The 12,611-nt window shown below is 62.9% G+C and carries 10 protein-coding genes and 1 tRNA gene; 5 read left to right on the forward strand and 6 right to left on the reverse strand.

Translation table 11 applies throughout. The features are described from left to right. Positions 1–16 precede the first annotated feature (16 nt). On the forward strand, positions 17–3,181 hold the full coding sequence (locus ACP5E6_RS05975) for an ATP-binding protein (RefSeq protein ID WP_427952808.1): 3,165 nt from the start codon (positions 17–19) through the stop codon (positions 3,179–3,181). On the opposite strand, the gene ACP5E6_RS05980 is transcribed toward ACP5E6_RS05975, so the two are convergent. From ACP5E6_RS05980 to ACP5E6_RS05990, 3 genes are all read right to left on the reverse strand, one after another. Next, complete coding sequence (locus ACP5E6_RS05980) at positions 3,121–4,104, reverse strand: acetoacetate decarboxylase family protein (protein WP_427952810.1); 984 nt, start codon at positions 4,102–4,104, stop codon at positions 3,121–3,123. The genes ACP5E6_RS05975 and ACP5E6_RS05980 overlap by 61 nt on opposite strands. Beyond that, positions 4,091–6,157 (reverse strand): NAD(P)-binding protein, encoded by a 2,067-nt coding sequence (locus ACP5E6_RS05985; RefSeq protein WP_427952812.1) that lies wholly within the window; start codon positions 6,155–6,157, stop codon positions 4,091–4,093. The genes ACP5E6_RS05980 and ACP5E6_RS05985 overlap by 14 nt, the downstream gene beginning before the upstream one ends. 175 nt (positions 6,158–6,332) lie before the next feature. Then, complete coding sequence (locus tag ACP5E6_RS05990) at positions 6,333–7,136, reverse strand: class I SAM-dependent methyltransferase (RefSeq protein ID WP_427952814.1); 804 nt, start codon at positions 7,134–7,136, stop codon at positions 6,333–6,335. A 177-nt stretch (positions 7,137–7,313) separates the two neighbouring features. Between ACP5E6_RS05990 and ACP5E6_RS05995 the strand changes: the two genes are divergently transcribed. Next, positions 7,314–8,684, forward strand: coding sequence for an FAD-binding oxidoreductase (locus ACP5E6_RS05995; protein ID WP_427952816.1), 1,371 nt, complete (start codon positions 7,314–7,316; stop codon positions 8,682–8,684). Between the two features lie 4 nt (positions 8,685–8,688). Here ACP5E6_RS05995 and ACP5E6_RS06000 read toward each other — a convergent pair whose 3' ends face one another. Next, positions 8,689–9,051 carry an FtsB family cell division protein gene (locus ACP5E6_RS06000; protein WP_427952818.1) on the reverse strand — a complete coding sequence of 121 codons (363 nt, stop codon included), beginning with the start codon at positions 9,049–9,051 and terminating at the stop codon, positions 8,689–8,691. A 214-nt stretch (positions 9,052–9,265) separates the two neighbouring features. Between ACP5E6_RS06000 and ACP5E6_RS06005 the strand changes: the two genes are divergently transcribed. Further along, positions 9,266–9,604 (forward strand): hypothetical protein, encoded by a 339-nt coding sequence (locus ACP5E6_RS06005; protein ID WP_427952820.1) that lies wholly within the window; start codon positions 9,266–9,268, stop codon positions 9,602–9,604. 6 nt (positions 9,605–9,610) lie between these two features. On the opposite strand, the gene ACP5E6_RS06010 is transcribed toward ACP5E6_RS06005, so the two are convergent. Both ACP5E6_RS06010 and ribA read right to left on the reverse strand, forming a co-directional pair. After that, on the reverse strand, positions 9,611–10,108 hold the full coding sequence (locus ACP5E6_RS06010; RefSeq protein ID WP_427952822.1) for a L,D-transpeptidase family protein: 498 nt from the start codon (positions 10,106–10,108) through the stop codon (positions 9,611–9,613). Positions 10,109–10,115: 7 nt separating this feature from the next. After that, positions 10,116–11,234, reverse strand: a complete 1,119-nt coding sequence (gene ribA, locus ACP5E6_RS06015) for a GTP cyclohydrolase II (protein ID WP_427952828.1) — start codon at positions 11,232–11,234, stop codon at positions 10,116–10,118. A 403-nt stretch (positions 11,235–11,637) separates the two neighbouring features. Here ribA and ACP5E6_RS06020 point away from each other — a divergent pair, with 403 nt between their 5' ends. Both ACP5E6_RS06020 and ACP5E6_RS06025 read left to right on the forward strand, forming a co-directional pair. Continuing rightward, positions 11,638–12,354 (forward strand): response regulator transcription factor, encoded by a 717-nt coding sequence (locus ACP5E6_RS06020; protein ID WP_427952824.1) that lies wholly within the window; start codon positions 11,638–11,640, stop codon positions 12,352–12,354. A 33-nt stretch (positions 12,355–12,387) separates the two neighbouring features. Next, positions 12,388–12,464, forward strand: a tRNA-Arg gene (locus ACP5E6_RS06025). Positions 12,465–12,611 lie beyond the last annotated feature (147 nt).

Genomic DNA, 12,611 nt, shown 5'->3' on the forward strand with positions numbered 1-12,611 from the left:
TGGGAGCCAATCAATTATGATATTGCTGAACGTGATGCCGAAAAGTGATGCCGAACGCCGGCAAATCACGGTCTTGTTCTGTGATCTGGTTGGCTCAACCACTTTGTCGACCACACTCGACCCCGAAGACATGCGCGAATTGCTCAATGCCTTCTTTTCCACCTGCAGCCAGGAAGTCGCCCGGTTCGGCGGCACTATCGGCAAATACCTGGGCGATGGTGTGCTGGCCTATTTCGGCTACCCTCATGCCCATGAGGATGACGCCGAGCGCGCGGCGCGAGCGGCACGGGCGATGACCGAGGAGATCGGCCGCCTCGGTTCACCGAACGGTGGCGCCTTGCGGGTGCGTTGCGGCATTGCCACCGGAGTTGTCTTGGCAGGCGATACGATCGGCGATCCGGCGATGAACGAACCGGCGGTGGTCGGCGAAACCCTCAATCTGGCTGCACGGTTGCAAACGCTGGCGCCGCCCGGCGGCATCGTGATCGCCGAACAGACCCGACGGCTGCTAGGTCGCGCCTTCCGGCTCGAGGCCGGTGAACCGGCAAGATTGCCGGGTTTCGCCGGTACCACCCCATACTGGCTGGTTACCGGTGAGACCGGCACGGCCACGCGGTTCGAGGCTCGACGCGGCACCGCCGCCCGGATGATCGGCCGTGATGGCGAATTCGAGCGGTTGCGCGTGCAGGCGGCAGCGGCACTGACCGGCGCGGGGGGAGCGGTGCTGCTGCGTGGTGATCCGGGTATCGGCAAATCCCGTCTAGCCGCCAGTCTCGCCGATGCGCTGCGCGGCACGGCAACACCGCCATTAATCATCACTTATCAATGCACCCCGTTTCACCGCGAGAGTGTGCTCTACCCGTTCCGTACCCAGTTCATGCGTGCCTATGCACTCACCGAGGCCGATCCGGCCGAAGCGCGGCTCGCGGCGCTGGAAGCGATGGTCGCGCGACTGCAACCCGACGATCCGGATGCAATGGCGCTCTTCGCCGCGTTGTTCGCCATTCCGACCGGCGCACGCTTCGCCCTTCCCGTGATTTCGCCAACCGAACAGCGGCGGCGTACCCTCGCCGCAATCATGCAGGCGATGCGGCATCTCGCGCGCGAGCGGCCACTCTTTCTTCTGTTCGAGGATGCGCATTGGGCCGACCCGACCTCAATGACCCTGCTGGGTATGATCGTCGCCAGCCTGCGCGCGACCGCCGGATTCGTTATGGTCACCGCCCGGCCGGGAATCGAGCCGGACTGGGTTGCGGTCAACCATGTTGCAACGCTCGATCTCGATCATCTCGACAGCTCGAGCACGACCGAGCTGGTACGCGCGGTGGCATCGGGGCGGACGCTCGACGCCGTGATCGAACGGGAAATCGTCGACCGCGCCGATGGGGTGCCGCTGTTCGCCGAGGAACTGACCCGCGCGGTGCTGGAAGCCGATGTCACCACAATTCCCGCCACATTGCAGGATTCGCTGATGGCGAGGCTGGACCGGTTGGGTGATGCCAAGGACATCGCGCAGATGGCCGCGGCGATCGGGCGGGATTTCAGCGTCGCGCTGCTCGAACGGATCGCCGGGCGTGATCGCCCGATGATCGACGTCGCGCTGGAACGGCTCGAAGCGACCGGGCTGGTGATCGCCACGCCGGCCGCGCCCGGCGCGTATCGCTTCAAACATGCGCTGGTGCGCGACACCGCCTATGAAAGCCTGCCGCGCACCCGCCGGCGCACGCTGCATCTGGCCCTCGCCGAGACCCTGCGCGACCAATTCACCGAGGAGGCCGAGGCCGAGCCGCAGATGGTGGCGCGACATTTTGCCCTGGCCCGTCAGGCCGCCTCGTCCGCCGCATGGTGGCTGAAGGCTGGCGAACTCGCAATGCGGCGCGCCGCCTTTCTCGAGGCGACCGAGCATTTTGCCGAGGCGATCAAACTGGTGGAACCACTGGACGAGTCGCCGGAAGTGCAGGGCCTGCGCCTGCGCCTGCAACTGGCTCACGGTCAGGCGCTGATGACGGTGCGCGGCTATAACGACCCCGGCGCGGGGGCGGCATTCCAGCGCGCCTTCGCGATCGCCGCACGCCTGCCGGCTGCCGAGTTACGCCACATTGCACTCCATGGCATGTGGATCGCGGCGTGGATCACCGCAAATCTTGCCGCAATGCATGGCTTGAACGCCGCGCTGACCGCCGACACGAGCGCGACACCCGGCACGCCCGGCGCGCTGATGGCGCTCAATCAACGCGGCATGATGCACTGGTTGCGCGCCGAATTCACTGAGGCGGCCGCATTGTTCGAAGCGTGCATCGCCGCCGTGCCCGAAGACCCTGACCCGATCGTCGCGGTCAAATTCAATATCGACCCCGGCGTGAATGCGCTGACTTTTCTTGGCCTCACGCTCTGGCCGCTCGGTCGCTGCGATGCGGCGGTGGCCTGTTTCGATGCCGCCCTCGCACGCGCCGAGCGGTGCGGTCACGCGCCCGGCATCGCCTACGTCAGGCTATTCCGCTGCCAGATCGACCTCGACCTTGGAGCGTTGGACGCGGCGCAACGCAACGCCGCCACCGTTCTACGCATGGCCGAGACGGGTGGGCTCGAATTCTTTCGGGCCTGGGCGCAATCGCTCGATGGCTATTCGCGCGTGCGCGCAGGTGAAGCCGCAGGGCTGACACAGCTTGCCGCGGCGCGCCAATTCAGTGAAGAAACCGGCGCACGGGTCGGGCGCGCCTATTTCGGGTCGTTGCATGCATCGGCGCTGGCACTGTATGCGCCGGCTGAGGCGCTCGCGCTGAACCGTGCGGACGAGGCGATCATGATCGCCGTTAATCAATCATGGGCCACCGTCGATCTCTACCTGACGCGTGGTTTCATTTTCCTCAGGCACGAACCGCCCGATGTCGCGGGCGCCGAAGCCGCTTATCGCCATGCCCATGCCATTGCGATCACCCAGGCGGCACCGACCTCCCGATTACGCGCGGCTGTCGCCCTGGCTGGTTTATTGCATCAAAATGGCCGCGATGATGAGGTTTCCACCCTGCTGACGGACGCGTTGAACGAGATGCCCTCCGGCGGCGAAATCCTGCCGCATTACGCACAGGCCAGGACTTTGCTCGCTCTCCTGTCATCAGCTCAGCCGGAAGCCGGTTCGGATGGAAGCGGAGCTCCGAAGCCGATGGTGAAATCGAACTGAACCCAGAACACCGGCAGCAAAGGCTGGGATCCCGGGTTCAGGCCGAGATCCTGACCGATCGGCTGGCTCGCAACGGTGTGCAGGTTCAGGCGGCAGGTCAGCTGGCCGGACAAAGGGCCGTAATGATGAACCACCGGCGCGCCGGTATTCAAGGTGATCGCCTGCTGATAACATGCCGCGGTCGAACTTGCGCAATCACGGAACTGCTTGAGAAAGAGCATCTGGTTCAGGGCGATCGCCGCACCGTCCGGCGGTTGCAGCACGTTGGCGAAATCCTCGAGCGCCCGGTCAGCCCAGGACGGCAGGGCTGAGCTGCTCGCGCGGTGCCGCGTGATCGAGGCGATACCGGCGCGTGGCGATTCCTGCCCGTCGCTTAGCCAGGAAACCGGCTTCGGCAGCGGGGCGATCTCGAAAATCGGCATTTCCGCCGCGTGATCACCTGGTCGCTGATCACGCATTGCCAGTGTCGAGAGGGTCAGTGACTCCGTCGATCCGGTGGTGATCGCCAGATGACCGAGGGCCTTGGGGAAGCCCCAGATTTCCCGTCCCGCCACCAGGGCAACCCAATTATCGACAAACAGATACGCCGGGTACCAATATAGCGCCCCTGCATTGGCGGTATCGCTTAGCAGGAGCCAGACGCCGATATCGGACTCGCGTGATGTGCCCCAGTTGCAATAGGGCGCAATGGTTGAACTCAAGGCTGGCGCATCGATGTAAAGCACGAACACGACCGGCCCCAGCTTCGGCACAAACCGCGCGTACCCCGCGACGGCGTTGATCGTGCGCGCCAGGAAATTCGCGATCGCCATTTCGCTACCGCACGCCATCATGGTCCAGAGGGTTGCGCCGGTGCAAGCATAGGGAGCGGACGGCAGCGAGGCGCCGCCGAAAAAAATGTAATCGGGTTCAGATGGCGGCATGTGGATGCCGCGTCGCCAGCGCCGTCGCGGCGCCGATTCCGGCCATTGCTGCGACCTCCATGCAACCGGCGTTGATCTGGTCCACCTTCACCCAATCCCCCGCCAGATAAAGATTAGCGAAGCCATCCGGCGCCGGGGGTAGCCGGGTCTTGAGGCAGCCGGGCGGGCTGAGCACGTAGCGTTCGGTGCCGGTGATATTGGCACGGATATACTGGTCGTCGAGCCGCGCCGCGCCCACGCGGTTGGCACCGGCGTGCAGCACGTTCCAGCGAAACCCGTCTGACCCGACCAGCGCCGGCCAGATCGGCCCGATTTCGGCCAGGGTTTGCAACGCCGAGTCGTGAGCGGCACGGTCGGCGGCGGGTTGCGGATCGTTGCCGGGCGGCGTCTTGGGTTCGGGTAGCACCGCACAGAAATACGCGAGGCTGCGCGGCGGTTGGCCGCCCCAATCCTCCCGCGCGAGGAGATGCGACATATCCGCCCAGGTATCGAACGGCTTCACATATCCGGTCATGGTCAGGCCGACCGGATCGGGGTTATCCGGCGGGACGACGAAGGCCCCCCCCAGATCGGCCGTGGTGCAATCGAGCCAGAGCTGCATCGCCTGGGTTGCCGTGGTGATGGTGGCGGAGAGCATCGCCTGCCAAGCCGGATCAGCCGCCGCGAGCGAGCGGGTGAGCGATGCCAGCGCCCCGGCCGGTATCGCGAGCACAACGTCGTCGAAATCGGTATCGGCGTGCAGTGTGATCTCTTCGAGGGCGTAATGGTCCCAGTCGTCTTCCAGGTCGATCCCGTCCCGTTTCAGGGTGTCCCCATTGGTTAGCTGGTCATACAGAGGTTCCGCCGGCCAGCATGCCAGACCGCCGATGGTCACCAGTGGTTCATAGGTGGTTTTGGCCGTTGCCTGGATGGCGATGCGAATGGTGTCGATCCTGCCGTTCGCGACGGTCAGTTCGAGCACGCGGTTGAAGAAGGCGAACCGAACGCCGCGCGCCAGCAGCGCCTGGTAGAGCGGCGCGAAAATGATCTCGCCGGCTCCTGCCGCCATTTTAAAGAACAACGCGCCGCGTGCGGTGAACAATAGCCGCATGAATCCCTCGAACGCCGAGGTTGCCGAGAGTGTCGGCCGGCAGCGATCACCGTTCGGATACGCGAACACATAATCATAGGCTGCGGCAATCATCGGCGAATCGACGGTCTCAGGCCATGCGCCGTATCGGGTTAGAACATCGGCGAGCTCGTAGTGATCGAGCACGGCAAAGCCCTGCGTCAGCACGTCCTCACTGACCATGCAGGTCAGAACCGCGCAGATCAGATCGATCTCGCTCAAGATGCGAACGACGCCGATCTCCGGGTCCACCAGAAGCTTTCGCGCCTCATCGAGCAAATCGCGCAACAGCTTGAGCACCTCGCCGATCGTGTCACGCGCGGCGTCTCGCGCGATCGCGCCCGCCAGGATTTCAAGGCCGATCCGGTGCGCCAAATGCGGCAACGAATCACCCGCGGCCGCCGATGATGGCACGGCCACCAGCCTCGCTTGCATCCGCGCGACCGCCTCGGGGGCCGCGAGCAAGGCCTGCGTGGTCATCGGCAGATCATCATGGCGCTGGCCGAGCAGTGCGAGCAGATGGACAAGATGCTCGGTCGGGGTTGGTGCCGGCGCACCGGCCCCATCGCCCGGCCGACCCGGCAGCAACGGCGGGAAATACATCTGCCACGGCATCCATCGACCGCGAAACAGCTGTGCCAGTACGGCATGGTTTTCCGGCAGAAACGCCTGCTCCACCGTTTGGATCGGACTCCCGCTGGCCGGACGGTCGGCATAGGCGCGCCGCATCAGCGCGAAGGCGTTTTCGTAAAACCCGGCCCAGACATGCAGCCCGTGTTCCTCGATCCGGTCGGCCGCCGCCGGGTTGCGCGAACTGGCCCCCTTGCCGCCGAGACGCCAGCCGAGTTGATGCACCGTGATGTCAAACCGATCCTGCCAATCGGGTTGCAGGGTCAACTCATAGGCCGCGGCCAGCGCACCAATGCCGCCGCCCAAAATTGCCACTTTGCGACGACTGCTGCCTGCCATTTTACCCCACGTTTATTTTTGGACGATGGGACAACGAGGCCTAGCCAAGGCCGCGTTTCCAGAAGCCACGATCAGGCCGGAAATTATTTTTGTCTGTGATTCTGGTCACAGCCGAAACCGTTCTATTCGATCTTTGGAATCGAGGCGGATGTTATCGCCGCCGTATGACGGCATAGATGCTGACCGTGAAATATTTTTCGATCGGCCTGAACCGACGCAACAACCGCATCGCGGCCATGAAACGCTTGTCTCCCGCGTTGTAACGGATCGATTCGACCTGCCAGTTCGATCCATCGAACAGAGAGCGGAACCGGGCCGGCGTCATTTTATTCAACCCGACATCGGCGGCGCTGCGAATCGTGCCGCCGTTCCGGCGACTCGCCAGGGCGAATAGGAGCGGTTCCGGTAGCAGTGCGGCAAGCCACGGCAAGCCGGGCCCCAGGTAACGGCCATGATCGCCGAACGGGCTGTAATAAAGAGGGCTGGTGCCGATCACGAAGCGCCCGCCCGGCTTGAGCAAGCGGTGCACCTGCGCGAATACGCCCGCCAGATCGAGAATATGTTCGGCCGTATCCTTGCAGAGCACGATATCGAACGGCTCGGAATCGGGAATCTCCGCGATGTCCTCGCAGCGAAACGCCAATGCCGGTGCCAGATCGGGATAGGCCTGCGGCACATGACGCTGCGCGAAAGCGATCGGGTCGGCATCGATGTCGACGCCCAGAACCGAGGTGGCCCCCTTGGCGGCAGCCTCGACCGAGAGCGCGCCATGACCGCATCCGAGTTCGAGCACACGTCGGCCGGCCAGATCGATGTCATCGCGTCCGAGACGACGCCAGAATTCCGCGCTGTCGGTGCGTTGACCATCGAAAAACGCACGGCCGCGCCGATCCTGAAAATCGGCGGTGGTTTCACCTGGTCTGGGGGTTAACAGCCAGGGCGATTCACGTGTCACGGTCGAGCTCACGTTTGGAACCTCAAATGATGACGGGACCTTAAATTGTGGAGGAGATTATCATTCGGTCTCCAAAAATCGCTCTGAAAAAATGTCCAAATAATAAAATTAATCGTGGCTTTTCCACGGATACCGGCAGACCTTTCATCCGTTGCCGGTTCCCGATAGGCTGTGCTCATGGAAACGTCCGCAACCATCGCCGCCGCTCGCCCTTTGTTTGGCGACCGCCTCAGCGTCAACCATGCGATTCGCGAAACACACGCGCATGGCGAAGCCAATGCCGCCAGCAGGATGCCTGACGCGGTGATCTTTCCGGAAACCACGGCCGAAATCGCTCAACTCCTTGCCCTCTGCCAGGCCAATCGCACCCCGGTCACCGCCTTTGGCGCCGGCACCTCGCTCGAAGGACATGTCACGCCGGTCGCCGGTGGCATCAGCCTCGATCTCAGCCGGATGAATCGCATCATCGCCGTGAACGATGCCGATCTGGATTGCCGGGTCGAAGCCGGCGTCAGCCGCAAGCAGCTCAACGCCTATCTACGCGATTACGGGCTGTTCTTTCCGGTCGATCCCGGCGCCGATTGCACCATCGGGGGCATGTGCGCCACCCGCGCCTCCGGCACCAATGCCGTGCGCTACGGTACCATTCGTGAGGCGGTACTCGGTCTGCGCGCCGTGCTGGCCGATGGCACCATCGTCGATACCGGCGGGCGTGTCCGCAAATCCGCCACCGGCTACGACCTCACTCGATTGCTGATCGGATCGGAAGGCACCCTCGGCATCATCACCGAAATTCAATTACGTCTTTTCGGCATTCCCGAAGCGATTGGCGCCGCCGTCTGCGGGTTCGCCTCTGAACGTGGCGCCATCGATGCCGTGATCGAAATCATGCAAACCGGCATCCCGGTCGCGCGGATCGAATTCGCCGATACCGGACAGATGGCTGCCTCGATCGCCTATTCCAAACTCGACCTGACCGCCCAACCAACCCTTCTGTTCGAATTTCACGGCACACCGAACGGCGTTGCTGAACAGGCCACCATGGCGGAGACCATCACCGCCGCCCACGGCGGCAAGGGCTTTGCCTTCGCCACCGAAACCGAAGCCCGCACCAAACTCTGGCAGGCCCGGCACGATTCCTATTGGGCTGCCCGCGCTGCGTTTCCCGGCCATGGCGCCTTCTCGACCGACACGATCGTTCCGATCTCCAACCTCGCCGCAGCGATCGCCCAGGCGCGCGACGCGGTCACTCAATCAGGTCTGCACGCCTGCATCGTCGGGCATGTCGGCGATGGCAATTTCCATGTCCTGATCCTGTACCCCAACACGCCGGACGGTGCCGCCCGCGCCTGGGCGCTCGATCGCACCATCGTCGGACAGGCGCTCGACCTCGGGGGCGCCGCCAGCGGTGAACATGGCGTCGGGATCGGTAAGCGGGAGTTTCTGTTGCGCGAACATGGCGCTCCCGCATTGACGATGATGCGCACTATCAAATCCGCCCTTGATCCCCTCAACATCCTCAATCCCGGCAAATTGTTCCTCGACTGAGCCGCTATTGACCGACCGACCGGGGATGAGGCTGCGACGAGGGTGTTATCGGCGGCGCCGGTTTTGCCACAGGTTGTTGCAGCGGGACCGACAGATCGTCTGGATTGGCGAGGTTGAGCACGGCACGGGCCTGATCGTTCAACATATCTTTGGCGATGGCATGATGACGCAGCGCATCGACCCGCGCCTGCCAGCGGTTGCGCGAGGTATCGACCTTGGCGAGAGTTTCATCATCCTGTGCCAGGATCGCCCGATCGTGTTGTTGCGCGGTGATCCCACGCGTCCCCTTAATCGCGTTATAAACGAAATATCCGGTGACCACGAGCAAGAGAAGCGGCACAATCACCGCGCGTAGCCGACGCTTCACGAAATCTGCCAGTGCATGATATTCAAACCAGTTAAACCATCCAAATCCTAAAGACGCGGGACAATGCCCGCGACGACGACCATTTCGCAAGTCCCCCGTCACTATTGATCGTCAAGATGAAATTTTAGTCAGCCATATTTCGCCCTGATTACCGCCCCTCCTTCGCCATGAACCGTCGCTATATCAACAATAGCTTAACGAGGAGTTTTCAATCATGAACCTTCAGTCGCATCGTCCCGGTCGCAGCCGCCGGCTGGTGATCGCCGCATTGGCGGGAGCCATCGGTCTGGCGGTTGCCGGCGGCACGGCCTATGCTGACCCGCCTTGGGCGCAGGATGGCTGGCATGGGCATCACGGGTGGCACCATCGTGACAACGACGGCTGGCGTGGCGGCTACGCGGGTCCCCCCGGCTATTATTATCCGCCACCGCCGCCCGTTTATTACGCTCCCCCGCCGCCACCTCCGCCGCCGGTCTATTATGCCCCGCCGCCGCCGGTCTATTATGGTCCGCCCAGCCTCTCGTTCGGGATCAATGTGCCGCTCGCCAACTGACCGACCCTATTGATCGGTCACCGCGATCGCGGTCAGGCCCTGCGCCAGGATCGCGATCAGATCGGAACTGGCAAGGGCGATGCATCCGGCAGTCGGCCGATAATCCGGTCTGGCGATGTGCAGGAATATCGCCGAGCCTCGCCCCCGTTGGACCGGATCGTCGTTCCAGCCTAGCACACCGACGATGTCGTAGAGCGAATCGGCACGCCACATTGTCTCGTGGCGGGCCGGGTGTGGCAGTCGGACCGGCTTGTTGTAGTCAGCATGCGCAGGATCATCGCACCAGCCGTCGGCGCGGGCGATCGGCTCAACCGGTACGACACAATCGGGCGGTGCAACGCGATCGGCGCGGTACAGGACGCGACGCAGCGGCAGATGGCCTGACGGCGTCCCCTCGTCACCTTCCTGCTTGTCGCGGCAGATGCCGTGCGCGCCGATCGCCACCCGGTAGAATCGCCCCGCAAAATGCAGGAACGCATCGCCGCTCACCACCGCAACACCCATCAACCGGTCATTCCAGAATATGCCCAAATCGGGCAGCCTTCGTCGCGAGATAGGCATTGTTAATGCCGTTCGGCGCGATGATATGGCCGACCCGCTCTGTCACATCGATCCCACATGCGACCAGTCCGGCCAATTTTTCAGGATTGTTGGTCAGCAGACGGATGCGCTTCAGACCAAGCGCTTCGAGCATGGCGGCGGCGATATGGAAATTACGTTCATCTGCATGCCAGCCAAGCGCCCGGTTGGCATCGACGGTATCAAGTCCGCGATCCTGCAATGTATAGGCCCGCAACTTGTTGATCAGCCCGATTCCCCTGCCCTCCTGCGCCAGATATAGCACAACGCCGCCGCCTTCATCGGCCATCCGTCTAATGGCGCCCTTCAATTGCGGTCCACAGTCGCAGCGGAGCGAGCCGAGCAGGTCGCCGGTGAAACACTCTGAATGAATACGGACAAGGGGCACCGGCTGTGCCGCCAGATGACCGACCAGGATCGCCATGTGCTCGATTCCCTGATCGAGCGCCCGAAATGCGACCAACCTGGCATCCGGCGCGTCGGCCAGAGGGATCGCCACTTCAGCGACTCGGTGCAATGTCGCTGCCAGTTCGGTTGGGTAGGCGAGCAGATCGGCCGCCGGCACCACCAGCAACCCGGCGCCTAGTGGCAATGATGCCCAACCGGCACGCACCGGTGCCGCCACCATCGCCGGCAGTAATCGGGCCAGTTTGCCCAAGGCGAGTGCCGCCGCCGCCTGATCCGGCGTGGTGACGCGGGTAAACTGCGGCATGATCTGCTCAAGTGTCGGGTCCGCGATACGGCGCAATGTTGCCACGTCGATTAGCGGTCGGGACAAGGCAAGGGCGATCGCCGGTGCCGCCTCGCCCAACGGTGCGCCGAGCACGGCTTCGGCACGACTCGGGGCAAGCAACAGAGTGGCGGGACCTGCCGCCAGGCGATCGATCAGATGCAATCCTTCGGCGCCGACCGTCTCGGCAGGGGCAACGATCAGGGGATGCGGCCCGGCAATCACCACCGGAACACCGCGGCGGCTGTCAGCCACCGCGCGATGCACCGCCCGGGTGCGGGGCGCACCCATGGTTTCATGATGGCGTACCGTAGCTGCCATGGCGAGGCCGATCGAATCCGCGATTGGCGTTGGCGTGCCGGCGGTGTCGGTGGCCGAGCCTGCGGGGCCGCGCGGATCACGAGCACTGGATGAAAATACGGTCATAGCAATTCATTCTTCATGTCCCAATATCAACGGGACGGGATGGGGTCATTTCGATATGGCCACTCTGAAGCGGTTCGGCCAGAGGCGGGGCCGGACGGAAATGTCGCGGTGGTTGCCGACCGATGGCGGCCGGTGGAGGGTTCGTAACGTGCATGTGAGCGATTTCGGGCGGAAAACCAAATCGATGGACGGCGAATCGCTGTGATCAACCTATATGAGGGTAGTATCGATGACCGCTGCCGGTTATCGCGTTTTGCAAGCCAATCTGGTGGAAACGAGTTTTTCGAGGAACCACGCCATGACGACCCATCATCCGATCCTGATCGTTGACGACGATCTTGCGCTGCGGAGCACGCTGAGCGAGCAACTCCGGGCGGACAACGAATTTTCTCCGACCGAGGCGGGAACGATCGCCGAGGCCGAGCAGATCCTCGAGACGTCGGACCAGCGGTTCGACGCGGTGATCCTTGATGTCGGCCTACCCGATGGCGATGGCCGTAATTTTTGTGCCAAGTTGCGCCAGGCTGGGATGAAAGTGCCGATCATCATGCTTACCGGGTCGTCCGAAGAGCAAGATGTGGTTCGGGGCCTCGATTCGGGTGCGACCGATTATGTGGCGAAACCGTTCCGCCTTGCTGAGTTGCTTGCCCGATTACGTGCGCATCTGCGCAATTTCGAAAGCAGCGAGGATGCGGTGCTACAGATCGGCCCCTACACTTTCCGTCCGGCGATGAAACTCCTGCATGAACCGGTCAAGAACCGCCGGATCAGACTGACCGACAAGGAGGCCGCGATACTGAAATATCTCTATCGTGCCGGTGGCAAGTCGGTCGGGCGCCAGATTCTGCTGAACGAGGTGTGGGGCTATAACGCCGCCGTTACCACCCACACGTTGGAGACCCATGTCTATCGCCTCCGCCAAAAAATCGAACCCGAGCCCAACCAAGCCCGTCTGCTGATCACCGAGGGAGGCGGCTATCGGCTGAGCCAGGAAGCCACCGAACATGCGGCGTGACGCGACGCCAAGACGTGATTATAACGAACCTATGTCTCCGTAGCTCAGCAGGATAGAGCACAGGATTCCTAATCCTGGGGCCGTGGGTTCGAATCCCGCCGGGGACGCCAGACCTTGGAATATCGTTATAAATCAATAGCTTACACGAAATATCGACCATCACACTGCTACTGCCCGTTACAGATCGCCCGTTACATCCGGGCCTAGCATTACAGTTGCATTTTAGATTTTAAGTGTGCCTGTTGAGCGATTGCTTG

The organism is Acidiphilium sp. (assembly GCF_049977125.1).
Lineage (GTDB): Bacteria > Pseudomonadota > Alphaproteobacteria > Acetobacterales > Acetobacteraceae > Acidiphilium.